This is a genomic window from Streptomyces sp. NPDC048331, assembly GCF_043201215.1.
GTDB lineage: Bacteria > Actinomycetota > Actinomycetes > Streptomycetales > Streptomycetaceae > Streptomyces.
Genome location: NZ_JBICYT010000022.1, coordinates 118,124 through 140,893 on the forward strand (window position 1 = coordinate 118,124; position 22,770 = coordinate 140,893).

At 71.9% G+C, this 22,770-nt stretch carries 20 protein-coding genes; 9 read left to right on the top strand and 11 right to left on the bottom strand.

The genetic code is table 11. The features are described from left to right. Positions 1-229: 229 nt before the first annotated feature. The 3 genes from ACGFYY_RS28185 to ACGFYY_RS28195 all read right to left on the bottom strand — a co-directional run bounded on the left by ACGFYY_RS28185 (position 230) and on the right by ACGFYY_RS28195 (position 3,841). On the bottom strand, positions 230-1,801 hold the full coding sequence (locus tag ACGFYY_RS28185) for a S8 family serine peptidase (protein ID WP_393713542.1): 1,572 nt from the start codon (positions 1,799-1,801) through the stop codon (positions 230-232). 859 nt (positions 1,802-2,660) lie between these two features. Next, a complete protein-coding gene (locus tag ACGFYY_RS28190) occupies positions 2,661-3,365 on the bottom strand; it encodes an RICIN domain-containing protein (protein ID WP_393713544.1) in 705 nt (234 codons plus the stop codon). Then, a complete protein-coding gene (locus tag ACGFYY_RS28195; protein ID WP_393713546.1) occupies positions 3,362-3,841 on the bottom strand; it encodes a hypothetical protein in 480 nt (159 codons plus the stop codon). The genes ACGFYY_RS28190 and ACGFYY_RS28195 overlap by 4 nt, the downstream gene beginning before the upstream one ends. A 152-nt stretch (positions 3,842-3,993) precedes the next feature. Here ACGFYY_RS28195 and ACGFYY_RS28200 point away from each other — a divergent pair, with 152 nt between their 5' ends. Next, positions 3,994-4,707, top strand: coding sequence for an alpha/beta fold hydrolase (locus ACGFYY_RS28200; RefSeq protein WP_393713548.1), 714 nt, complete (start codon positions 3,994-3,996; stop codon positions 4,705-4,707). A 351-nt stretch (positions 4,708-5,058) separates the two neighbouring features. Here ACGFYY_RS28200 and ACGFYY_RS28205 read toward each other — a convergent pair whose 3' ends face one another. Beyond that, the gene (locus ACGFYY_RS28205) at positions 5,059-5,583 is read right to left on the bottom strand and encodes a VOC family protein (RefSeq protein WP_393713550.1); all 525 of its coding nucleotides are present in this window, start codon (positions 5,581-5,583) and stop codon (positions 5,059-5,061) included. A 241-nt stretch (positions 5,584-5,824) separates the two neighbouring features. Here ACGFYY_RS28205 and ACGFYY_RS28210 point away from each other — a divergent pair, with 241 nt between their 5' ends. Further along, a complete protein-coding gene (locus ACGFYY_RS28210; protein WP_393713552.1) occupies positions 5,825-6,532 on the top strand; it encodes an intradiol ring-cleavage dioxygenase in 708 nt (235 codons plus the stop codon). A 9-nt stretch (positions 6,533-6,541) separates the two neighbouring features. Here ACGFYY_RS28210 and ACGFYY_RS28215 read toward each other — a convergent pair whose 3' ends face one another. From ACGFYY_RS28215 to ACGFYY_RS28235, 5 genes are all read right to left on the bottom strand, one after another. Continuing rightward, a complete protein-coding gene (locus tag ACGFYY_RS28215) occupies positions 6,542-7,099 on the bottom strand; it encodes a YbaK/EbsC family protein (protein WP_393713554.1) in 558 nt (185 codons plus the stop codon). Positions 7,100-7,118: 19 nt separating this feature from the next. Then, positions 7,119-7,736: a putative glycolipid-binding domain-containing protein gene (locus tag ACGFYY_RS28220; protein ID WP_393713556.1), complete on the bottom strand. Its 618-nt coding sequence runs from the start codon at positions 7,734-7,736 to the stop codon at positions 7,119-7,121. A gap of 195 nt (positions 7,737-7,931) precedes the next feature. Then, positions 7,932-10,352: a SpoIIE family protein phosphatase gene (locus tag ACGFYY_RS28225; RefSeq protein ID WP_393713558.1), complete on the bottom strand. Its 2,421-nt coding sequence runs from the start codon at positions 10,350-10,352 to the stop codon at positions 7,932-7,934. Beyond that, positions 10,349-14,377: a HAMP domain-containing protein gene (locus tag ACGFYY_RS28230; protein WP_393713560.1), complete on the bottom strand. Its 4,029-nt coding sequence runs from the start codon at positions 14,375-14,377 to the stop codon at positions 10,349-10,351. The genes ACGFYY_RS28225 and ACGFYY_RS28230 overlap by 4 nt, the downstream gene beginning before the upstream one ends. A gap of 268 nt (positions 14,378-14,645) precedes the next feature. Next, positions 14,646-14,993 (bottom strand): STAS domain-containing protein, encoded by a 348-nt coding sequence (locus tag ACGFYY_RS28235; RefSeq protein ID WP_365272129.1) that lies wholly within the window; start codon positions 14,991-14,993, stop codon positions 14,646-14,648. Between the two features lie 282 nt (positions 14,994-15,275). On the opposite strand from ACGFYY_RS28235, the gene ACGFYY_RS28240 reads away from it, so the two are divergent. The 7 genes from ACGFYY_RS28240 to ACGFYY_RS28270 all read left to right on the top strand — a co-directional run bounded on the left by ACGFYY_RS28240 (position 15,276) and on the right by ACGFYY_RS28270 (position 20,491). After that, positions 15,276-16,160 (top strand): SigB/SigF/SigG family RNA polymerase sigma factor, encoded by an 885-nt coding sequence (locus tag ACGFYY_RS28240; RefSeq protein ID WP_365272131.1) that lies wholly within the window; start codon positions 15,276-15,278, stop codon positions 16,158-16,160. Between the two features lie 9 nt (positions 16,161-16,169). Further along, complete coding sequence (locus ACGFYY_RS28245) at positions 16,170-16,616, top strand: lipid asymmetry maintenance protein MlaB (RefSeq protein ID WP_393713563.1); 447 nt, start codon at positions 16,170-16,172, stop codon at positions 16,614-16,616. Beyond that, complete coding sequence (locus tag ACGFYY_RS28250; RefSeq protein ID WP_393713565.1) at positions 16,613-17,587, top strand: anti-sigma factor RsbA family regulatory protein; 975 nt, start codon at positions 16,613-16,615, stop codon at positions 17,585-17,587. Before ACGFYY_RS28245 ends, ACGFYY_RS28250 begins: the two co-directional genes overlap by 4 nt. 168 nt (positions 17,588-17,755) lie before the next feature. Then, positions 17,756-18,169, top strand: a complete 414-nt coding sequence (locus ACGFYY_RS28255) for an ATP-binding protein (RefSeq protein ID WP_393713567.1) — start codon at positions 17,756-17,758, stop codon at positions 18,167-18,169. 116 nt (positions 18,170-18,285) lie between these two features. Continuing rightward, a complete protein-coding gene (locus ACGFYY_RS28260) occupies positions 18,286-18,408 on the top strand; it encodes a hypothetical protein (protein ID WP_266601230.1) in 123 nt (40 codons plus the stop codon). Between the two features lie 803 nt (positions 18,409-19,211). Then, positions 19,212-19,661, top strand: coding sequence for an SRPBCC family protein (locus tag ACGFYY_RS28265; protein ID WP_393713569.1), 450 nt, complete (start codon positions 19,212-19,214; stop codon positions 19,659-19,661). A gap of 5 nt (positions 19,662-19,666) precedes the next feature. Next, positions 19,667-20,491, top strand: a complete 825-nt coding sequence (locus tag ACGFYY_RS28270; RefSeq protein ID WP_393713590.1) for a DUF1206 domain-containing protein — start codon at positions 19,667-19,669, stop codon at positions 20,489-20,491. A gap of 36 nt (positions 20,492-20,527) precedes the next feature. Here ACGFYY_RS28270 and ACGFYY_RS28275 read toward each other — a convergent pair whose 3' ends face one another. Beyond that, positions 20,528-21,070, bottom strand: coding sequence for a VanZ family protein (locus ACGFYY_RS28275; protein ID WP_393713571.1), 543 nt, complete (start codon positions 21,068-21,070; stop codon positions 20,528-20,530). A gap of 277 nt (positions 21,071-21,347) precedes the next feature. Further along, entirely contained in the window at positions 21,348-22,472 is a 1,125-nt protein-coding gene (locus ACGFYY_RS28280) for a glutamate--cysteine ligase (protein ID WP_365272149.1), read from the bottom strand. Between the last annotated feature and the right edge of the window lie 298 nt (positions 22,473-22,770).

Below are 22,770 nucleotides of genomic sequence, written 5' to 3' on the forward strand. Positions count from 1 at the left end.
CCGGATTTTGCTGTGTTCCGGGATCGATGGGAGATTCTGCGGGACGACAGGGGCCTTGCCGCAAGCCCCCCGGTGCGCTATACCTTGAGAGTGGCAAGGAGTGGTTCGTCTCCTTGCCTTTCGTTTTTTCCGCCCCTAGGGGCGTGGGGCACGAAGCGGCGGGGACGACCGCCCTGTGGTCGCCCCCGCCTGTTCATCGCGGCTCAGAAGTCACGCGCCGTTCCAGGTCTCAGAACTGGAGCGCCCACGAGTCGATCTTGCCGGTGTCGATGTTGGCGTTGTCGTTCACGCGGAGCTTCCACACCCCGTTGGCCACCTCGGCGGACGCGTTGACCGTGACGGTCTTGATGATGTTGTCCGCGCTGCCGCCGGTGCGGTTGTGCAGGGTGTAGACGGTGCCGTCGGGTGCGACCAGGTCCACCTTGAGGTCACCGATGTAGGTGTGCTTGATGTCGATCGCTACGGCCAGTGCCGCAGGGGCGTTGCCGGTGACCCCGCTCACGGTGACGGGCGACTCGACGGTGGCGTTGTCGTTGATCGCGTAGTCGGCGGTGTTCTCGAACCGCTTGCCGGGCGGGACGGTGCCGCCCTCACCGACGTTGAGGAGCAGGTTGGGGGATCCCGTGCCGGGGCCGGTCACCACGTTCGGTGTCGCCGCGGCCACCAGGCCGTCGCGGACCTGGGCCGGGGTGCTCGCCGGGTTCTGCGCGAGGTACAGCGCGGCCGCGCCGACCACGTGCGGGGTGGCCATCGAGGTACCGGAGATGGTGTTCGTGGCCGTGTCGCCGGTGCCCCACGAGGACGTGATGGAGGAGCCCGGCGCGAAGATGTCCAGGACGGTGCCGTAGTTGGAGTAACTGGCCTTGGCGTCGGTGTTGGTGGTGGCGCCGACCGTGATGGCCTCGGCCACGCGCGCCGGGGACTTCGTCGAGGCGTTGGTGGACTCGTTGCCCGCGGCGACGCCGTAGGTGATGCCGGAGGCGATGGAGTTGCGTACGGCCGTGTCGAGTGCGGAGTCCGCGCCGCCGCCGAGCGACATGTTGGCCACCGCCGGCTTGACCGCGTTGCGGGTCACCCAGTCGATGCCGGCGACGACCTGGGCCGTCGTGCCGCTGCCGTTGTTGTCGAGCACGCGGACGCCGACGATCTTGGCCTTCTTGGCCACACCGTACGCGCCGCCCGCCACCGTGCCGGCGACGTGGGTGCCGTGGCCGTGGCCGTCCTGGGCGGTGTTGTCGTTGTCGATGGCGTCGTAGCCGTAGGAGGCGCGGCTGCCGAAGTCCTGGTGCGTGATGCGGACACCGGTGTCGATGATGTAGGCGGTGACGCCCTCACCGGCCTTGTCCGGGTAGGTGTAGCTCTGGTTGAGCGGGAGCGCGCGCTGGTCGATGCGGTCCAGGCCCCAGGACGGCGGGTTGGGTTGGGTCGCGTCGACGGTGAAGACACGGTTCTGCACGACGGACTTGACCGCCGGGTCGGCGGCGAGCTTCTTCGCCTGCGCCTCGGAGACCTCGACGGAGTAGCCGTTGAGGGCGGCACTGTAGGTCTTGTCGATCTTCGCACCGTACCGCTTGGCGACGGCCTTGCCGCTGTCGGCGGTGGAGCGGGCGGCGGAGTCCTTCAGGGTCACGATGTAGCTGCCGGAAACGGTTCCGGCGGCGCCGGCGTTCTCGATGACGCCCTGCGGGCCGCTGTCGGCCGCCGAGGCGGGTAACGCGGCGGCCGCGCCGAGCGCGAGGGCTACGACGGCGGTCGCGCTGATGCCGGCGAGCCTCCGGCGGGTGTGACGCATCACGGACATGTGGGGGGTCCTCCTCTGGATGGGACGCTGCTGGGCGGAACAGCAGCCCGACGGCCGTGGACATAGGCATGCCCATGACAATGCGAAGCCCGACAGGCTGTCGCTACGAAAGGTTGACCCACCCCTGTCGCACCCACAAGAGGCTCACGGACGCGTAACATCCCTGCCATGCACCGGTCATGATTGAGCAAAGGTGCTCCGCACATGACGTAGGCACGGCCCGGCCCCGCCGACCCCGAACGGCCCGCGCGCGCCGCCCCGCGGACGGCCACCCGCCCCGACCCGTCGCGCGGGCGACCCCGGGACCTCGATTTCCCGCCGCTCCCGCACGCGGCGCCGATAGCGGCCGCGGGGTCGAACGCGCCGCCGCCGTCAGGGTCCAGGGCCGCCGCCTGGGATGTCCCGGCAGCCACGGAGTCCGGAGGCCGCGTCGGCCGCGTCGCCGACCGGACATGTTCAGGCCACGCGGGCCATCCTGGCACCGACCCTGCCGAGCGAGGGCCGACGCGTGAGGACGCCCGCGGATCCGGTCCCGCGGCCGGCTCAGGAGCGGGTCCCGGCGGGCCGCGGCGACCCCCGGAACACCGCCGGCGGCGCGTACCGGGCACAGGCCGACCCGAGTTGTGAAATTTTCGTGCGCGCCGTCACCGCCCGCCCCGACCGGATGGGCTCGTGGCATCCCGTCATCTCCCTCGGACGGCGGACGGGGGAGGCAGGCGGGGCCGCGGAGCCGGCCGATCCCGCCGATCCCGCCAGGCCGGTCTGGGAGGGCGTGGTGGTCCGGTTCGGCTTTCCGGGAACGTGTGGGGTCGGGCTCGCCGTCCGCGTGGAGCGGCTGACAGCTCACCCGTCCCGCCGCCTACGGGGTGAGGTGCCACCACTGGTCGTCGTACTGCTCGCCGCAGGACGTCTGCGCCGCGGGCCGGGCCGCCTCGCGGCCCTGGACCATCAGGCACTTGGTGTTCACGGCATTGCGCAGCACGAAGGAGTCGGACCGGTCACCGCTCCCCCACTGCAGTTCCCAGTGCTGCCCGTCCATGCGGGCGGCGGTGCAGGCGAACTGCCGGGCGGGGGCGGAGTTCTCCGTGCCCGCCACGGCCAGGCAGCGGCCGCTGTGCGCGTTGCGCACCGTACGGGTCTCGCCGCCGTCCTGGAGGGCGAGGGTCCAGGTCCGGTCGGCATCGGCCGTGCAGGTGTCCTGGACCGGGACCAGGTTCTCCTCGGTACCGGGCACCCGTAGGCAGAGCCCGCTGTTGCGGTTCACCAGCCGCCCGGTGAGGGCCGACGGATCCGTCGTACCCGGACGGGCGGTGGCCGTGCTCCCGCCGGGCGGGGCGACCGCCGCCCCGGTGTCCGAGGGCGTGCCGCCCACCCGGACGGCGATCACGGTGGCCACGCACACCAGGGCGACCGCGCAGGCCGACACGATGCCGACGCGGTGCTCGTGGACATTGACCTGGAGGTTCCCGCTGCCGCGCTGGACCCCGGAGGGGCCGTGGTACGTATCGCCGGGGCGACCCTCCCCGCGCCCGCCTTCGCCACGATCGGCCCCCGTGCCGTTCACGGGCGGGAGTCGAACCGGTTCACCTGCACGTTGCCGTCCCCGGACTGGATCGCCGTCGGGCCGAGGAAGGTGTTGCGCGTGAACCCTCCGGTAGCCGGGCGCGCCACCGCCGCGGCCTCGTCGAGCAGTGCTCGCAGCTCCGCCGCGGCCACGGCCCGTTCGTCCGGTTCGAGCTGCTCCAGCAGGTCCTCGGTGCGCGCCCGCCAGGCGGCGCCGTGCCGGGCCCGCTCCTCGCTCGCGGTCCCTTCCCGCTCGTTGCCCTCCGGCCCGTCGCCGTCGCCGTCCTGCCCGGCTGCCGTCAGCTCGGCAGCGGTCCGGTCGAGGCGTTCCAGCTGGACGCCCTCCTGCTGCCGGTCCCCGCGGCCGAACAACCGGGCCAGCCGGTTCCGCAAGGCCAGCCAGGCATCGGTTCCCGCGGCCTGTACGACACCCGAACCCACCGATGCGGCCAGCGCGACCATCGCCTCGTCCAGCATGAAGCTCCCCCTTCGCCGTCCCCGCGCGACAGCGTCAACGGTAGCCCCGCCCGGCCCAGGGTCAACAGTGCCGCCGATCCCGGAAGTCCCCTGGTCCGCGTATCGAAAAGTACTTCCTGGGGAGCGTCGGGCTGCTCGACTACGGTACGGGCATGGTGAATTTCGTACTGGTCGCAGGTGCACGGCTCGGGGCATGGGCGTGGGACGAGGTGGCGCCCTGTCTGCGTGCGGCCGGCCACGGCGTCCACCCGTTGACACTGTCCGGCCTTGCTGACAAGCGGGGTGTCCCGGCGGGGCAAGCGACTCACGTCCAGGACATCGTTGCCGAAGTCGAGCGCCATGACCTGCGTGACGTAGTCCTGGTAGGCCACAGCTACTCGGGCATTCCGGTCGGTCAGGCCGCGGAGCGGATCGGGGACCGGCTGGCCCGCGTGGTGTTCGTGGACTCCAATGTCCCCACTGACGGCGAGTCGTTCGTTTCCGCCTGGCCGGACGGCGGAGCGGCGGTCAAGGCATCGATCGCCGAAAATGGAGGGTTCTGGCCGCTCGCGCCCGCTTCTCACTTCGATGGCGAGGGTCTCACCGATGAGCAGATCGCACGCCTCGTCCGCGGCTCGACGCCTCACCCGGGCGCCACGCTGACCGAGCCCGCCGTGCTGGCGAGGCCGCTCGGTGAACTTCCGGCGACTTACATCCTGTGCGTGCTCGCGGGGGCTGAGCCCGAGGATGCGGAGCCCGACGAAGACGTGGCCGAGCTGTTGGAAAGCAAGCACTGGCGGCTGATCACGATGGACACCGGGCATTGGCCGATGTTCTCGCAGCCGCGCGAGCTGGCACAGATCCTCCTTGATGCCGCCGTGGAGTGACAGGTCTTCCTCGCCCGGGTTCCTTCCGGACGCGCCGGACCTTCTCCTGCGGCCGGTCGAGGCGGGCAGGCGGTCGCGGGACACGAAGACCTCCGTCATGCAATGGGTTCCTGGTGCCGTGACCGGAAAGGTTTGCCGGGTCGCGTTGTCCGGTGCGGTGCAACGCAAGGCGGAGGGCCACGGCTCGTACCGGACGTACCGCCGTGGTCCGACAACGCGGCGAGGTGCCGTGCCGGGCAGCGCGACCCGGTGAACCTTTCCGGTCACGGCACTAGACAGCTCCCACCACAGCGGAGGTCTTCTCCCTGTTCAAGACCCGCCGGGTATCGACGACGCTCGTGCTCCGTACACCTAGGCCGTCGGCCGCTGCGGCGTGCTGGCCACGCCGGAGGCGCGGCCGCTGAGTTCGGCGTCCAGGGTCCGCTGGGCCATGCTCATGGATTCGGCGTACTTCGGTTCGGACATGCGCCGCCAGGCCTCCTCCGGCGGGACCTCCTCGACCCGGCTCGTCACCCACCAGATGTTGCCGAACGGGTCCTTCACCCGACCCCCGCGGTCCCCCCACGCGCTGTCGGAGGCCTCGGTGACCACACGGGCCCCGTGGGCGACGGCGGCGGCCATGGCCGCGTCCGCGTCGCGCACGTAGATCCGCAGCATGGAGGGCGTGGCGGGCCAGTCGGGCCGCCGGTCGAAGGCCAGCACGACCGTGTCGCCGACCCGGATCTCCCCGTGGCCGATGGTGCCGTCCGCGACGGCGACCCGGGCGATCTCCTCCCCGTCGAACGCCGCGGTGATGAAGTCGAGCAGTGCGCCGGTGTCGTCGGTGACGACCCACGGCGCGACGCTGGTGTACCCCTCGGGGGCGAAGCGGTCCATCGGCCTCCTCCTGTCCTCTTCCTTGTGCTTGTCCCTGCCGTTCCTCGTGACATCACCACCGTAGGCGTGAACGAGGTCGGAACATGTCCTCGTTCCGGTGGCGATCCCCCACGGCGGTGCGGTCTGCCCGGCCCGGTGTGTCGGTCGTGGCCGGGACGCCTTCCGTCCGGCACGGTGGGCGCGATCGGTGGCCGTCGCGCGTTCGCGCGGGTGGCTCGCGCCGCACGCCGGAGAGGTTCGCATGACCGAGAACGGCAGTTCCCCGACCAGCCGCCGTGCCCTCCTGCTGGCCGCCGGTTCGGCCGGGGTCGCGGCGCTGACGGCGGCCTGTTCCGGCCCCGCCGCGACCCGGGGCGCGGCCGGACAGCCTTCCGCGGCACCGACCGGCGCTCCGTCACCCGGTGGCAGCACCCCGGCCTGCGTGCTCGCCGTCGAGGCGGGCGCCGGCCCGTACTACCTCGACCTGGACCGGGTCCGCTCGGACATCACGGACGGCCGCAAGGGGGTGCCGTTCCGGCTGGACCTCACCGTCGTACGGGTCTCGGCGGGCTGTCGTCCCGTCACGGATGCCGCGGTCGACATCTGGCACGCCGACGCCTCCGGGGCCTACTCCACCGGTGGGGCCACGTTCCTGCGCGGTACACAGGTCACCGACGCCGCCGGCCGCGGTACCTTCCGCACGATCGTGCCCGGCTGGTACGCGGGGCTGGCTCCGCACATCCACTTCAAGGTGCGTCCCGACCGCCGCACCGAGACGACCTCGCAGTTCTTCTTCCCCGAGGACCTGCTGGTCCGGGTGTACGCCCGCCCGCCCTACACCGAGCGCCGCGCGCCGAAGCACCCCAACGCCCGTGACAGCCGCTACCGCGCCGCCGGGGCCGCCATGACCCTGCCCCTCGTCCCCGACGGGGCCGGTTATCGCGCCGCGTACACCGTCGGAATCGCCTGAGCCCGGCCGTCAGAGGAGCGCGAGGCCCTCGATGAGTTCGGCCCCGGGGATCTGCGTGAACAGCTTCCCGGGCGCGATGAGCTTGCCGCGCCGGCGGCCGCTGCCGACGAGTACGTACGGCATGTCGGCGACGGCCGCGTCCACCAGGAGCGGCCAGTCGGCCGGCAGGCCGAGCGGGGTGATGCCCCCGTACTCCATGCCCGTCAGCTCCACGGCCGTGTCCATCGGCGCGAAGGAGACCTTGCGCGCGCCCAGGTGGCGCCGGACGGCGCCGTTGACGTCGACCCGGCCGGCGGAGGGCACGAGGCAGGCGGCGAGGGTGACCTCGCCGCCGCGCTTGGCCGCGACCACCACGCAGTTCGCCGACGCGCCGAGGAGCTCCGGCCCGTAGTGCGCGACGAAGGCCGCGGTGTCGGCGATCGCGGGGTCGGTGTCCACGTAGACGATCTGGTCCGCGGGCACGTCCCCGGCCCAGCCGCGGACCGCTTCGGCGACCGGCGGGGTGAGTTCCGCGAGGCGGTCGGGAGCCGGTACCGCGTTGTCGAAGGATCCGAGGGGAGCGCGCATGCCCGCACGCTAGCACCCGTCAACGGGTCAGCGCGGTCGCCAGTTCGGGGTAGTCGAGGACCAGTCCCCGCTCGTCGAACTCGATGTCGCTGTGGAAGTCGCCGGACGTGAAACGGACCCGCGCACCGTGCCCGTCGCGCGCGAGCGGCGTGTACGTCTGCCGGTTCGCGCTGACCGCGAGATCGGGCACCGAGACCCAGGCCATGAGGAAGTCGTGCGGCCCACTGCCCGGCTTTCGGTGCAGGTCGTGGCGCAGGACGGGCATGGTGTTGGTGAGCGGACACAGCCCCAGGTCGCAGTCGAGCGCGCCGTCGAGGTCGGGGCGGTGCGTCCCGTCCACGGTCCAGCGGCCCGCGTCGTTGCGGAGGTCGAGACTCCGGGTCGAGTCCCCCGTGGCCCCGCCGTCCGCCGTGTTCGTGGTGTCCACGGTGTTCGCGCGGTCCACGGTGACGTGCAGGCGCGAGGTCACGTAGTCCTCGCCGGTCTCCAGCGTGTACGTCACCCAGTACGGCTCGGGTACGAGACCGACGGCCCGCCCGCGGGCGCCGAGACGGCGCCCCGTGAGCTCCGCCCAGGCGGTCGAGTACCCCTCATGGGGCATGATTTCCCAGGTCCGGACGAGGCGATGGGTGATCATGGGCCGAGTCTAAGGGCTGTCCCGTAATCCCCGGCGGGCGCACGACGACAGATACGGCACCTCGCTGCGTTGTCGGAACGCCCGAATACGCCCAATATGGGGACGCTCCTCCGCCTTGCGATGCACCGCATCTGACGCCGCGCGCTGATCCACCGGGGATTACGGGACAGCCCTTAGGCGAGTGCCCGGCCCGCCTCAGCCGACCTGGATGCCGATGACACAGGTGTCGTCGTCCGTGTCGGACCGGCTCTCGGCGAGGAGCCGGTCCAACTGCCGGTCCAGGTCCCCGGCGCAGGCCGCCGCCGCCTGCATGAGATGGCCGAGCGAGTCCTGCACCGAGGAGTCCCGCCGCTCCACCAGCCCGTCCGTGTACATCAGCAGGGTGTCGTCCGGTTCGAGCCGCACCTCCCGCTCGGCGTACGTCACCTCGGGGAGCGCGCCGAGGAGCAGGCCCTCGATGAGCGGGAAGGCTTCCGCCTCGCCGTCGCGGACGAGTACGGGCGGCAGGTGGCCGGCGCGCGCCCAGCGCATCACCCTGGTGCTGGGGTCGAAGATCCCGCAGACCGCGGTGGCCGTCACGTGCTTGGCGAGATGGTGGGTGACCGTGTTGAGCCAGGACAGCAGTTGGGCCGGGCCCGCTCCGGTCACGGCGAGGCCGCGCAACGCGTTGCGCAGGACGACCATGCCGGTGGCCGCTTCGATGCCGTGTCCGGCGACGTCGCCCACGGAGAGCATGACGAGCCCGGAGGGCAGGACCACCGTGTCGTACCAGTCTCCGCCGACGAGCGACTCGGTCTCGGCGGGCCGGTAGCGGACGGCGACGCGCACGCCGGGTGCCTCGATGGCCGGCGGGGTGGGGGGCATGATCGCGTGCTGGAGTTGCAGGGCGAGGCGGTTGCGTTCGGCTGACTCGGCCTCGCTGTGGGCGAGTTGGTCGCGGGTCGCGGCCAGGGCGACCTCGGTCCAGTGCTGTGCGGAGATGTCCTGGTAGGCGCCTCGGACGGCGTGGAGCCGCTGGTCGGCGTCGAGGACGGGCTCGGCGACGACGCGGATGTGCCGGGTGATGCCGTCGGACCTGCGCAGGCGCAGGTTGACGGATGCAGGTCGGCGGTAGCGCAGCACGGCCCGGAGGAAGCGGGCCAGGGCGGCGGAGTCGTCGGGGTGGGCGTAGCCGGGCAGTTCCCGTAGGCGTACGGGTGGGGCGGTGGTCGGCAGTCCGTGGAGCGCGTACAGCTGCGCGTTCCACGTGATGCCTCCGGTGACCAGGTTCTCCTCGAAGCCGCCGATCCGGCCCAGTCGTTGGGCGTGCTGGAGGAGGTCGGCCAGTCGTGCCGTCTCGTCCTCGACGCGCCAGATCAGCAGGACGGCGGCCCCGTGCCGGCTGACGCTGATGTCCGCGACGGAGGTGAGGGGGATCTGGTCGACGAGCGCGGTCAGGCTCATGCGTTCGGCACGGAAGGGCTCGCCCGTCGCGTGCACGCGCTCGACGATGTCGAAGAGCCCGCTCTCGCCCCCGGCCATCGGGTAGGCCTCCAGCAGCCGTGCGCCGTTCACGTCGCCGCGCGGCCGCCCGGCGGGGTCGACGAAGCGGCTGCTGGCGTGGCGGATACGGAAGTCGGTGAGCCGGCCGTCGTGATCGAGTACCGGGGTGAGGACCACGGCGGGGTCGTGCAGACCCTCGGCGAGGTCGATCAGCTCCGCGACGTCCGGGAGCACCGCGTCGAGCGGGCCGGGATCGGTCGTGGGCGCGGCGTCCATGGTGCGGGCGCACAGTTCGGCGAGGGCCTCGACCTGGCGCTCGATCTGCGGGGGTTGCGGCGCGAGGGGGTGCGGCCAGCAGATTTCGAGGATGCCGTGGATCCGTCCGCCGGTCCCGGCCGGTACGGCCATCCGGCCGCCGTCGGGCCGCTGGAGGTGGCCGATCGAGGGGGGTCCGTCGTGCCCGGTCCGGGCGAGGGTGACCAGTCGGCGCTCGTGCAGCGCGAGGCGGGCGACGGTGGAGACGCCCGGGGGGACGTGGCGCCAGCGCGCGGCTTCGCCGGGCGGGAAACCGGCGTGGCCCGCGAGGGCCAACGAGCCGTCGGGGGCGGCGCTCCAGACGGCGACGGCGTCCGCTCCCAGGGGGCCGAGGGCGTTCGTCAGGAGGGACTCGGCCACCGCCTGGGTGTCGTCGGCGGCGGCCAGCACCCCGCTCTCGGCGGTACGCAGGCGCACCGAGACCGAGGTGGACGGCTCGGCCGGTTCCGGCGTCCCGGTGCGCCGGGCGAACGCGGCGGCGACCTCGCTGACGTGGTCGCGGGAGGCCTGGTTGACGATGTCGGCGGCGAGTTCGAGCGGGGACAGCCCGGTCTCGCGGGACAGCTCGTCGAGCTGGCGGGCCGCCGCTGCGGGCGTGCAGCTGAGCTGTCCGATCAGGATGCCCTTGGCCAGTTCGACCAGGGCCCTGCCGTCCGCGGCGGCGTGGGCCTCCCGCACCTCGCGGCGGAGCCGTTCGACGGTGGCGACCAGGCGTCCCAGGGGTGTCGGCGCCTGGTGCGGGACGGTGTTCCGCGGCGGCTCCTCGGCGAGGGTTCCCGGCGAGCGGATGTCGTCGGGCCGCTGGGTGTCGGGGGTCATCCGATGAGCCAGTGCCGGACGCGGGCGATGAGGTCGTCGGCGTCGACGGGCTTGGTGACGTAGTCGCTGGCTCCCGCGGCGAGACTCTTCTCGCGGTCGCCGGGCATCGCCTTGGCGGTGACCGCGATGATGGGCAGCCCCGCGTAGGCCGGCATGCGGCGGATCTCGGCGGTCGCCGCGTAGCCGTCCAGTTCGGGCATCATCACGTCCATCAGGATCAGGTCGACGCCCTCGTCGCGGACGAGGGTGTCGATCCCCTTGCGGCCGTCCTCCGCGTGGAGCACACGCACACCGTGCAGTTCCAGCACGCCGCTGAGGGCGTACAGGTTGCGCGCGTCGTCGTCGACGACGAGGACGGTGCGTCCGGCCAGGTCGTCGTCGAGCGGGCCGGTGGTCTGCCGGTCCTGGGTCTCCGCGTGGACGAGGGGCAGTACGTCGCCCGGCCGCTCGGCGGACAGGTGCAGCACGATGCGTTCCCGTAGCTCGTCCAGACTCGACAGCAGCTCCAGCCGGCGCGACGCGGCACGGTCCCGCACCGCCCGTTCCTGTCCGCTCTTCAGGCGGGGGTTGTTGTGCGCGAGGACCGGGAGGGAGGAGAGCGCCGGGTCTCCGTCGAGCGCGTCGAGGAAGCGCAGGGCCTCACCGCCGGGCATGTCGAGTTCGAGGACGACGCAGTGGAAGGAGTGCGAGGCCAACGCCGCGGCGGCCTCCCGCGAGCTCGTGGCGTTGACCACCTGGACGCCCTCGTGGTGGTCGCCGGGCGGCCGGTGGTCGGGGGTGAGGTCCCGGTCGGCGCTCTCGGCGACGAGGGAGAGCAGTCCGTTGGGGCGCTCCTCGATCACCAGGAGGCGGCGGGGCCGCCGCTGCGGCGGAACGGGAGCGGTCGTGCCGGCGGCGCCGGCCGGTGCGGGGCGTCCGGCCGCGGCGGGCCGGTCCGCCGCGTGGGAAGCCTCGGGGAGCGGATCCTCCTCGTAGTCCGCCCGGCTGACCGGCAGGTAGAGGGTGAAGGTGCTGCCCTGTCCCGGGGTGCTCTCGGCGGTGACGGCACCGCCGAGGAGCTGGGCGATCTCGCGGCTGATGGAGAGCCCGAGTCCGGTGCCGCCGTACTTGCGGCTGGTGGTGCCGTCGGCCTGTTGGAAGGCACCGAAGACGGATTCCAGCTGCTGCTCCGGGATGCCGATGCCGGTGTCCCGTACCCGGAAGGCGAGCATGGGCGCGCGGCCGGGGAGGCCGGCGGGGACCTCGGGCGCCGTGGCGGGTTCGATCCGCAGCTCGACTCCGCCGCGTTCGGTGAACTTGACCGCGTTGGAGATCAGGTTGCGCAGGATCTGGCGGAGCCGGGCGTCGTCGGTGAGCAGGTCGGCCGGGGCGTCGGGGGCGGTGGTGACGGTGAAGTCGAGGCTCTTCTGCGTGGTCAGCGGGCGGAAGGTGGCGTCGACGTACTCCAGGAGCTGCGGCAGGTGCACCCGCTCGGGGTTGACGTCCATCTTCCCCGCCTCGACCTTCGACAGGTCGAGGATGTCGTTGATCAGCTGGAGCAGGTCGGAGCCCGCGGAGTGGATGATGCCCGCGTACTCGACCTGCTTCGGGGAGAGGTTGCGGGTCGGGTTCTGGGCGAGCAGCTGGGCGAGGATGAGGAGGCTGTTGAGCGGTGTCCGCAGCTCGTGGCTCATGTTGGCCAGGAACTCGGACTTGTAGGTGGAGGCGCGCGACAGCTGGCGGGCCCGGTCCTCCAGTTCCTGCCGGGCCTGTTCGATCTCCAGGTTCTTGGCCTCGATGTCGCTGTTCTGACTGGCGAGGAGGGCCGCCTTCTCCTCCAGCTCCGCGTTGGAACGTTGTAGCTCCACCTGCTGGACCTGCAGTTCCTCCGAACGTGCCTGGAGCTCCCCGGTCAGCCGCTGGGACTCCTCCAGGAGTTCGTCGGTGCGGGCGTTGGCGACGATCGTGTTGAGGTTGACGCCGATGGTCTCCATCAGCTGGCCGAGGAAGTCCCGGTGTACGGGGGTGAAGGCGGAGAAGGAGGCGAGCTCGATCACGCCGAGGACCTGGTCCTCCACGACGATCGGCAGGATGATCAGGCTGCCCGGGGTGGTGTGTCCGAGCCCCGAGGAGATGACGTAGCCGCCGGGTACCTGGTCGGTGGCGATGATCCGGTGGCTGCGTGCGGCCTGTCCGACCAGGGACTCCCCGAGGGCGAAGCCGGTGGCCTCGCCGGCGCCGGCGGGGCGGCCGTAGGAGCCGACCAGGACGAGCCGGGGGCCGCCGGGGCCGTCCTCGGCGAGGTAGAAGGCCCCGTACTGGGCGGCGACGAGCGGGGTCAGTTCGTCCATGACGAGATCCGCGACGGCGGCGAGGTCGCGGTGGCCCTGCATCAGGCCGGAGATGCGGGCGAGGTTGGACTTCAGCCAGTCCTGCTCCTGGTTGGCCCGGGTGCTCTCCCGCAGCGAACCGACCATGGAGTTGATGTTGTCCTTGAGTTCGGCGACCTCACCCGAGGCGTCGACGGTGATCGAGCGGGTCAGGTCGCCCTCGGCGACCGCGCTGGCGACCTCGGCGATGGCCCGGACCTGGCGGGTGAGGTTGCCGGCCAGCTCGTTGACGTTCTCGGTGAGCCTCTTCCAGGTGCCGGAGACGCCCTCGACCTCGGCCTGGCCACCGAGCCGGCCCTCGCTACCCACCTCACGGGCCACGCGGGTGACCTCGGCGGCGAAGGAGGACAGCTGGTCGACCATCGTGTTGATGGTGGTCTTCAGCTCCAGGATCTCGCCACGGGCGTCCACGTCGATCTTCTTGGACAGGTCGCCGTTGGCGACGGCGGTCGTGACGAGGGCGATGTTGCGGACCTGCCCGGTGAGGTTGTTCGCCATGGAGTTGACGTTGTCGGTGAGGTCCTTCCACGTGCCCGCGACGTGGGGAACCTGCGCCTGACCGCCGAGCCGGCCCTCGGTGCCGACCTCGCGGGCCACCCGCGTCACCTCGTCGGCGAACGCGGACAGCGTGTCGACCATGGTGTTGATGACGCCGGCCAGCGCGGCGACCTCGCCCTTCGCCTCGACCATGATCTTCTGCGAGAGGTCGCCGCGGGCGACGGCGGTCGCCACCTGGGCGATGGAACGCACCTGGCCGGTCAGGTTGGACGCCATGACGTTGACGTTGTCGGTGAGGTCCTTCCAGGTGCCCGACACCCCGCGAACCGTGGCCTGGCCCCCCAGGTTGCCCTCGGTGCCGACCTCCCGGGCCACCCGGGTCACCTCGTCGGCGAACGCGGAGAGCTGATCGACCATCGTGTTGATGGTCTCCTTCAGCTCCAGGATCTCCCCCCGCGCGTCCACCCGGATCTTCTGCGTCAGATCGCCCTGGGCCACCGCGGTGGTGACCTCGGCGATCGAGCGCACCTGTGCGGTCAGGTTGTCGGCCATGACGTTGACCGACTCCGTCAGGTCCTTCCAGGTACCGGACACGCCCTTCACGTCCGCCTGACCGCCGAGCCGGCCCTCGGTGCCGACCTCGCGGGCGACCCGGGTCACCTCGCCGGAGAAGGCGGAGAGCTGGTCGACCATCGTGTTGATGGTCTCCTTCAGCTCCAGGATCTCCCCGCGCGCGGTGACGTTGATCTTCTGGGAGAGGTCGCCCTTGGCCACGGCTGTGGCGACCTGGGCGATGGAACGCACCTGGGCCGTGAGGTTTCCGGCCATGAAATTGACCGAATCCGTGAGGTCCAACCAGGCGCCTCCGACGCCGGGTACGTCCGCCTGGCCCCCGAGGGTTCCCTCGGTGCCCACCTCGCGGGCCACCCGGGTCACCTCGGACGTGAACAGCGACAGTTGATCGGCCATCCCGTTGAACACGGTGGCGATCTCGCCGAGCAGCCCGTCCGCCGTGTCGGGCAGCCTGGTACGGAAGTCCCCGTCCCGTACGGCCGTCAGGCCGGCCAGCAGCTGCCGCAGTTCCGATTCGCCGATCCTGTCCTCGCCGGGGAGCGCCGGTGACCTGCCCTGTGCCCCCGTACCCGCCCGCTCAGCCATCCGCCAACCTCACTCTAGACAACGACCGTGCCGGCGCACGGGACAGGGACGTGACACGGGTGTGCGCCGGACCCCTCGGCCGGGCCGGGGGTCCGTCATGGCAGCACGACCGGTGATGAAGGTTATCGCCGACGGAGGCACAAGCGATCACCCGGTCACCCGGTCGCCCGTCCCCTCGACGCGATGACCGACGGCGGCACGGCGCGCACGGCGGCCGAGGACGAGGACGAACACGAGGACCGGGTGCGGTGCGGGCGGGAGGCTCCGGTCAGGACGCGCCGACGGCGTCCTCGACACTCGGATGCAGGGAGAGGACCGTATCGGCGCCCGTCAGGGCGAAGAGACGGCGCAGTTGCTCGCCGGGCGCGGCGATGCGCAGCGTGGTGAGGTGGTGCAGCCGCAACAGCAGGTTGAGGAAGGAGGAGTCCCCGAAGGTGATGGAGCCCGCGTCCAGGACCACCACCCGGTGCCGATCCGCGGCGGAGGCGAGCGCCTCCTCGAGCGGGGCCAACGTGTCCTGGTCCAACTCCCCGTGCGCCGCCACCACCCACCCGGCCCCGGCCAGGTAGCTGTTCCCCACGACTCCTTCGTGGTACGCGTCGCCTGCTCCGGCCATGTCCGCCTCCCCGGATCGTCACCATCGTCACCTGTACGGCTTCAGCAAGGGAGTATGCCTGCTCCTCGACCGGTCGAGGGCGCCAAGCCCCGCGGCACACACCCCCGGAGGCCGGCGCCACCTCATCGGCGGTGGCCACGAAGAAAAGTTTTCGCTGAGAGCGAGTAAGGAAACGAAGTCGGGGCACAAGCGCCCGAGCAGCCGTCAGTCAATCGGGAGGGAACGGCCATCATGTCTCGCTCGGCCACCGTCACACGCCCCATTCGTGCAGCAGACGCGCATATGACGCCCGCTCCGCCCGCTGTCCCCGGCAGTGTGGAAGCCCCGCGACGGGACGTGGAGCTGCCCGAGGTGAAGAACGCCCGGGAGATGGCGCCTTCGGACGCCCGCCAGCTCTCGAAGCTCTTCTTCCTCAGGCTCGCCACCCTGGAAGAGGGCACGCGCGAGTACCAGTACGCCCGCAACACCCTGATCGAGATGAATCTGTCGCTCGTTCAGTTCGCCGCGCGGCGCTTCCGCGCCCGCGTGCTGGGCGGCGGTCTCGACATGGACGACATCATCCAGGTGGGGACCATCGGTCTCATCAAGGCCATCGACCGCTACGAGCCCGACCGCGAGGTCGAGTTCTCCACTCTCGCCCTCCCCTACATCACGGGTGAGATCAAGCGGTACTTCCGTGACACCACCTGGGCGGTGCACGTCCCGCGCCGGCTGCAGGAACGGCGCACGGAGCTCGCCAAGGCCCAGGAGGCGCTGACCGACGTCCTGGGCCGGTCCCCCACGGTCAAGGAGGTCGCCCAGCACCTCGAACTGACCGAGGACGAGGTCATCGAAGGCCTGGTCGCCGCGAACGGCTACACGAGCGGTTCCCTCGACACCAGCGCCGAGGGCGACGAGCCGTCGACGACGACGAGCCGGACGACCCGCCCGCTGGCGGACCGGCTCGGTGAGGTCGATCCCGCCATGGAACTCTTCGAGGAGTTCCACACCCTCGCGCCCCTGCTGAAGGAGCTGGACGAACGCGATCGGCGGATCCTGCGGCTGCGCTTCGCCGAGGACAAGACGCAGGCGGAGATCGGCGCGGAACTCGGCATCTCGCAGATGCAGGTCTCACGACTGCTGTCGCGGACCCTGGCCCGGCTGCGCGCCGGAATGGTCTCGGTGTAGGCAGCGGGCATGCCCTCACCCCACCGGCACGACGGACCCGTTCCGTCCGTCCCGCCCGTTCCGTCCGTCGACGTGCAGGCGCTCTACGAGGACGCGATGTGGGCGGACGCGGTCGTACGGTGCACGCACGTCCGGACGGGTACGGCCGCGACGCTGACCGCCCAGCCGCTGCGAGACCGTCCTGGTGCCCTGCTGACGGGCAGCTGCGACCTCGACACCCGGCCGATCCTGTGGGCGGCGCTCGGCGTCGTCATCCGGATCCCGGGACCGGTCGTCCACCTCGACCTGTCCGCCGTGGGCTTCCTCGACCCGGCCGCGGTCGCCGCCCTGGTGCGGGCCAACGCCACCGTCACCGGTCAGGGGCGTCGCCTGCTGCTCCACCACCCGCCATACTCGCTCCGCAAGCTCGTGGAGTTGTTCCCGGACGAATGTGCCGCGCTGGAGGTCGCCGCATGATCCATCTTTCTGCGTCCGGCAACTCCGAGGCCTTCGTCCACCCCGCCCTCTTCTACCGCGGGCAGGCGGACTACCTGGCAGGGGTGGGAGGGTTCGTGCGTGCGGCCCTCGCGGCCGACGAGCCGGTGCTCGTGGCCGTACCCGGTCCGCGGCTGGATGCCCTGCGCGAGGACCTCGGCGTCGGCGGGGCCGGGATCACCTGGACGGACATGACACGGCTGGGGCGCAATCCCGGCCGGATCCTGGCCGCCCTGCAGGATTTCGCCGACCGACACGCCGGCCGGCCGGCACGGATCGTGGGCGAGCCGATCTGGCCGGGCCGCTCACGGGCCGAAGTCCTGGAGGCCACGCGTCACGAGGCGCTCATCAACACCGCCTTCGCGGGCCGGCGGGCCACCGTCCTGTGCCCGTACGACGTCCTCGGCCTGTCGGCCGAGGTGGTGTCCGATGCCCGGCGTACGCATCCCACACTGCTGGAGGACGACAAGTCCACGCTCAGCCCGGACTACGTGGACACCTCGTCGGTGTGCGCCGACTGCGACGACCCGCTGCCCGAACCCGACGGCGGTACGCCCTGGCTCGCCTACACCCGCGGGGAGCTCGGTGAGGTACGCGCGTACGCCGAGGCCTGGGCCCGCGGCACGGACCTGAGCGCGGCACGGCGCGGCGACCTCGTCCTGGCGGTCAGTGAGGCCGCCGCCAACTCCCTGGCCCACGGGGGCGGGAGCGGCGCGCTCCGGTTGTGGAGCACCGCCGAGGCCGGCGCCGGTGCGGGTGTCGGGTCCGGGGTCGTGGCCGAGGTCCGCGACGGCGGTCACCTCGCCGACCCGTTGGTGGGGCGCCGGCGCCCCGCGCTGGCCTCGGCCGACGGCGGGCGCGGCCTGTGGATGATCCACCAGCTGTGCGATCTGGTGGAGATCCGCGCCTCGGACAGCGGCCTCACGCTGAGACTGCACATCGCAGCCTCCTGAGCGACCGGCGTCCCCTTAGACTGTCACTCGCACGCTCGGATGTCCTCGGCCCCACGGGGCGGCCTGTTCGTTCCCGCGAACAGAGACCAATGTCAATGGTGGGGGTGAGAGACCACAGTGGAAACGATCGGGCCGGAAGCCGGCGATCGAAGGCCTGCCGGACTTTCCGTGACGGGGCAGCGCCGTCGGCTCGCCCTGGCCGGCGTACGCGGACCTGTGGCCAAGGGCCGCGACTTCACGCGCCAGGCCTTGGTCGACTGGGGTTGGGGCGGGACCGAGACGTCCGAAGACGCCCTGCTGCTCGTGTCCGAGCTCCTGACCAACGCGACCCTGCACGCGGGTGGTTGTGTCGAGCTCGCGCTCTCGGCCGGTGAGGTCCTGCGGGTCGAGGTCTTCGACGGCACGACGACACCGCCCCGCCCGCACCCGTCCCCGCAGCGTGGCCTCCCGGGTGGCCACGGCCTCTACATCGTGGAGCGGGTCTCGGATCGCTGGGGTACGCACACCCACGAGAACGGCAAGGCGGTCTGGGCCGAGATCGAGGCATCGCGGCTGACCTCGGGCAGGTCCACGGGGCTGTGACCGGGCGGGGCGCGTACCGCCTCGCGCCCGCGCCCCGGGTCCTCGTACCCGCCCCCGTCCCCGTCCCTGTTCCCGCGCGGAGGCTTCGTTCCGCTCGACGGGGGCAGGCGCGCGGTATGACATCCCACGCGCTCGACTCCCTGGCCCTGACCCCGGCGCCCGGCCCGGCCTGGCTCCATCTGGCCGTCATCGCGTTCGCTCTCCTCGTCCTGCTCCACAGCCTGGCCCGACACCGGTAGGTGTCGGGCCAGGCTGTGGCACGACGCATTCTTTTCCCTCGTTCTGTTTGAGCCTGCGATTCGGGGCCAGACGCGTGAGTGTCGGCGGGTCGCCGTTTCGAGCGGGGCGGCGACCCGCCGAGATCCGTGGCCGCACGCCGGTGTCCCGTCCCCCCGGGCTCCGCGTGCGGCCGCGGTCCTTCGTGCGTGGCCCCGCCCTCGTGGGGCTCGGACGACCCGGGGCTCACAGACGGCTCAGGCCGGTTTCCCGGGGGCGATCTCCTTGCCATCCTCGTCGCAGCAGCGCGGGCGCGGTCGGCACCGGCGGGGAGACCTCGGTGGGCGCCGGCAGGAAAGCCCACGTGATCGCCTCCGTCGATCCGGGTCTCGATCCGACCCACGCACCACGCGCGCGCTTCGGTCAGCAGCGGACTGCCGTCGGCGCCGGGCCGCCGGTCGACCTGGGCGACCTTGTCCACCTCGTCGCCGGTCTCGCCGCCGAACAGCTCGGCGGCCCACACCGGTCGCGATCCAGCATGTGCACCGCGAGGTGCGTGGCGCCGCGGGCCACGCGGTCCGTTCCTCCCGCTCGCTCCCACCGCGTCGTCCGCGGGGCGGCTACCCCGGTCGTCGGCTCCGAAGCGTGTGGGCAGGAGACGAACCTGCGGCGTACCGGGGCGGACATGACGCGTGCATGAGGCGGCCCGATGCGGCGCATGCACCGCTCGGGGTCGGGTAGCCGGGCCCTGAAGGGTCCTGACGGCGGTGACCGGCATCGCGGGATGCGGGGCGGGGCCGCCGAAGACGACACCGAAGGGATGGACATGTCGCACGTCGAGGAATACGTCGAGGTCAACGTTCCGGTACGAACGGCCTACAACCAGTGGACGCAGTTCGAGGAGTTCCCGGTCTTCATGGAGGGGGTCGAACGGATCCACCAGCGCACGGACACCCTCACCCACTGGGTGACGAACGTGAACGGTGTGCAGCGTGAGTTCGACGCGCAGATCACCGAGCAGCTCCCGGACCGCCGCGTCGCGTGGATGACGGTGGACGGGGAGGCGCGGCAGGCCGGGCTGGTGACCTTCCAGCCGATCGACGCGACCACCACGAAGGTCGTGCTGCACATGAACTGGGTGCCGGAAGGGCTGGCCGAGAACACCGCCGACAAGCTCGGCTTCGTCAAGCGGCAGGTGGCCGGCGATCTGAAGCGGTTCAAGCTGTTCATCGAGTCCCGCGGAACCGAGACGGGCGCCTGGCGAGGCGAGGTATGACCGCGATGGTCGACGGTCACGCGAGCAGAGGCGTCCGGGCCGCGGCCCGCGGTGGCCGGGCCCGGGAGATCACGGCGCGCTGCGGGCTGCTGGCCCGTGGCGTGCTGTACGCGCTGATCGGGCTGCTGGCCATGCGCGTGGCCTTCGGCGATTCCGGGGGCAAGGAGGCCGACCGTCAGGGCGCCCTCCAGGAGCTCATGGGGAAGCCGCTCGGCGGCGTCCTCGTCTGGGCCGTCGGCATCGGGCTCGTCGGCATGATGCTGTGGCGCCTGTCGGAGGCGGTGTTCGGCGCGGCCGGACCCGACGGCGGCAAGCCGACGAAGCGGCTGGCGTCGGCGGGCCGGACCGTCTTCTACGCGGCGGTCGCCTTTTCCGTCCTGTCGTTCGCGACGGACGGGGGCGGCCGCTCCGGAGACCAGCAGTCCCGCGATCTGACGGCGCGCGCGATGGAGCTGCCCGCCGGGCGGTGGCTGGTGGGTGCGGTCGGGATCGGGATCGCCGTGGCGGGCGTGGTCATCGCGGTGCAGGCGGCGCGGCGCAGCTTCCGTAAGCACCTCGCCATGGGCGGGGTCTCGACGCGGTGGCGCAAGGCCGTCGATTTCCTCGGGGTGAGTGGCGGTCTGGCCCGGAGCGCCCTGTTCGCGGCGGCCGGCGGCTTCGTCGTGTACGCGGCGGTGCGCTACGACCCGGCGCAGGCGAAGGGCATGGACGACACCCTGAGGTCGTTCGCGCTGACTCCGGCGGGACCGTGGCTGCTGGTCGCGGTCGCCCTCGGGCTGATGCTCTTCGGGGCGTTCTCCTGGGCGATGGCCCGTTGGCGCGAGGTCTGATCCGCGCCGGGCGGGCCATCGTCCCGCTCCTCGGGATCAGCGGTGCCACCAGTGCCTGCGGCGGGGGTGCACGGCCCGCCCCAGCCGCAGGCCGACGAACAGGTAGCCGAGGAGCGCCCCTGCCGTGTTGAGGATGACGTCGTCGATGTCGAAGACACGGCCGGTGACCAGGGCTCCTTGGGTGAGCTCCACCAACGTCATCAGGGCGACGGTCACCACGGCGACCCGCAACAGACCCCGGGCCGGGGGCAGCAGGACCGGCAGGAGCACCCCGAACGGCACCCCCATCAGCACGTTCCCACCCAGCTGGCGTACCGCCTCGATCGTCGACGTCCCGTCCAGATAGGCGCTGATCGAATGGCCGGGTCGGACGTTGCTGTGGACCAGGGCCGCCGAGGCGGCGGACGGTTCCAGCGTCAGCCGGGCCAGGACCGCACCGAACAGGACGGTCCCGACGAAGGCGACCACCATGGCGAGCGCCCGGACGGCCGGGTGGACCGGAGGGCGTCGCCACCGGCCGGCCGCCACGGCAGCGCCCTCGGATCCCCCCGTCGTCGCGATTGCCCCGGTCTTCCCCATGCGCCAGGCCTTCCCTGTGCGCCAGGTCTTCTCGATTCTCTCGGCCTCCCCCTTTTCCGAGGCCTTCCCCCTTTCCACGGTCTTCCCGGTTTCCTCGGTCCCGTTTTTCCCGGACGCCTCACCACGCCGCAGCGCATGCCTCCATGTCATGCCGGCGCGCTTACCCTGCGGACGGCTGCGTACGCGTGCCTCCGAGCGGCCGGTGCGAGGCGGGCTCGGCGGCGGGCCGAGGGCCCCGAGGGGCAGGCCGAGGGCCGGGCCGAGCGGCGAAACGGGCTCAGAAGGCGGGTGCGGCCGTGGTGGTGTCGGCGCAGCCGAGGACCACGGAGGCGAGATCGCCCCGCTCGCTCAGCAACGCGCGCTGGACGCGGGCTCCGTTGCCTCGTTCCAACAGCGTGGCGATCTCCGCGCTCACCCGCTCCTCGTCGCCGTGATCGAGGAGCGCCTGGCGCACGTGCTCGTGGAGGGCCCGTACGGCGACGACGGGAGCGGTCTCCCGCATCGTCAGGGGATGCAGCAGCGGACCGTCCAGCCCTGACCTCCCGGCCCGCCAGCCGGCCAGCCGCAGCAGGCCCGTGTCGACCCGGGCCGGTGGCTCCCCGGCCCGCCAGGCCCGGGCGGCCGTTTCGACCAGCGCACGGACGAGGGCGGCCATGAGCACCGTGGTCCCGGCCTTCAGGCATACGTCCGCGACCCGGATCTCCACCGTGGGGTAGGTGGCCGACAGGCGGGCGTCGAAGTAGATCATTCTCTCGTCGTGCAGCACGCCGGTGTCCACCATCGCGCGGACCTGCTCGTGGTAGCGGTCCGCGGACCCGAAGACGTCCACCGGCCCGGCCGAGGGCAAGCGGTTCCACACCCGGCTCCGGTAGCTGCCGTACCCGCTGTCCGTGCCCTGCCAGAACGGCGAGTTCGCACTCATCGCCATCAGCACGGCGAGCCAGGGCCGGATCCGGTCCAGGACCGCCACGCCCTCCTCGTCCGACTCGACGGAGACGTGTACGTGGCATCCGCAGGTCAGCTGCTCCTGCGCGGTCAGGCCGAACTGCTCGGCGATCCACTCGTAGCGCGGTCCGGCGTTGCGTGAGGGCCGTACGGGCAGGGGTGAGGTGCCGAGGGCCGCCACGAGGGCTCCGGCGGACGCGGCGTGCCGGGCCGCTTCCGTGCGCCACCGGACGATCTCCTCCTGGAGCTCGCCCATCTTCGTCACCGGCTTGGTGCCGAACTCCACCTGCTCCCTCTGGAGCTCCTTCTCGAAGACGTGCTCCTTCACTCCCCCGCCCTTGGAGCACTCCCCCGTGCAGTGGTCCGCCGCCGCCAGGACCGCACCCGACACGGCCAGCGGCTCACCGGTGCCGGCGTCCACCAGCAACAGCTCTTCCTCCACGCCTACGCTTCGCATTCCGCCGCCGCCCATCGCTCCCGGGTTCAGATCGATACAGGTGGCCGCGTTCGCGGTGCGCGCCCTGTGCCGCGCGCACCCGCGGAAACCTTGCCGTCTCACGTTCACACGTATCGCGGCTCCGTGCATCCGCCGCCGCGGACGACGACGCCGTTCATACGTCGAGGTGCCGCGCCCGGGGGGGGGGCGGGGCCCCCCCCCGACACCCCGCGCGGCTCACCGCGGGGAAAAATTATTAGGGGGGGGGGGATGGCGTTCCCCATCAAACCCCACGTGTTACACCCAGCGACCCGCCGCA

Bases quoted from the DNA above. Each gene is read 5' to 3' on its own strand.
- ACGFYY_RS28205 (WP_393713550.1), bottom strand. From the start codon at position 5,583: ATGGACCGCTTCGCCCCCGAGGGGTACACCAGCGTCGCGCCGTGGGTC.
- ACGFYY_RS28265 (WP_393713569.1), top strand. From the start codon at position 19,212: ATGTCGCACGTCGAGGAATACGTCGAGGTCAACGTTCCGGTACGAACG.
- ACGFYY_RS28220 (WP_393713556.1), bottom strand. From the start codon at position 7,736: ATGATCACCCATCGCCTCGTCCGGACCTGGGAAATCATGCCCCATGAG.
- ACGFYY_RS28275 (WP_393713571.1), bottom strand. From the start codon at position 21,070: ATGGGGAAGACCGGGGCAATCGCGACGACGGGGGGATCCGAGGGCGCT.
- ACGFYY_RS28260 (WP_266601230.1), top strand. From the start codon at position 18,286: ATGACATCCCACGCGCTCGACTCCCTGGCCCTGACCCCGGCGCCCGGC.
- ACGFYY_RS28195 (WP_393713546.1), bottom strand. From the start codon at position 3,841: ATGCTGGACGAGGCGATGGTCGCGCTGGCCGCATCGGTGGGTTCGGGT.
- ACGFYY_RS28240 (WP_365272131.1), top strand. From the start codon at position 15,276: ATGACGCCCGCTCCGCCCGCTGTCCCCGGCAGTGTGGAAGCCCCGCGA.
- ACGFYY_RS28230 (WP_393713560.1), bottom strand. From the start codon at position 14,377: ATGGCTGAGCGGGCGGGTACGGGGGCACAGGGCAGGTCACCGGCGCTC.
- ACGFYY_RS28270 (WP_393713590.1), top strand. From the start codon at position 19,667: ATGGTCGACGGTCACGCGAGCAGAGGCGTCCGGGCCGCGGCCCGCGGT.
- ACGFYY_RS28225 (WP_393713558.1), bottom strand. From the start codon at position 10,352: ATGACCCCCGACACCCAGCGGCCCGACGACATCCGCTCGCCGGGAACC.
- ACGFYY_RS28215 (WP_393713554.1), bottom strand. From the start codon at position 7,099: ATGCGCGCTCCCCTCGGATCCTTCGACAACGCGGTACCGGCTCCCGAC.
- ACGFYY_RS28250 (WP_393713565.1), top strand. From the start codon at position 16,613: ATGATCCATCTTTCTGCGTCCGGCAACTCCGAGGCCTTCGTCCACCCC.
- ACGFYY_RS28185 (WP_393713542.1), bottom strand. From the start codon at position 1,801: ATGTCCGTGATGCGTCACACCCGCCGGAGGCTCGCCGGCATCAGCGCG.
- ACGFYY_RS28235 (WP_365272129.1), bottom strand. From the start codon at position 14,993: ATGGCCGGAGCAGGCGACGCGTACCACGAAGGAGTCGTGGGGAACAGC.
- ACGFYY_RS28200 (WP_393713548.1), top strand. From the start codon at position 3,994: ATGGTGAATTTCGTACTGGTCGCAGGTGCACGGCTCGGGGCATGGGCG.
- ACGFYY_RS28280 (WP_365272149.1), bottom strand. From the start codon at position 22,472: ATGCGAAGCGTAGGCGTGGAGGAAGAGCTGTTGCTGGTGGACGCCGGC.
- ACGFYY_RS28245 (WP_393713563.1), top strand. From the start codon at position 16,170: ATGCCCTCACCCCACCGGCACGACGGACCCGTTCCGTCCGTCCCGCCC.
- ACGFYY_RS28210 (WP_393713552.1), top strand. From the start codon at position 5,825: ATGACCGAGAACGGCAGTTCCCCGACCAGCCGCCGTGCCCTCCTGCTG.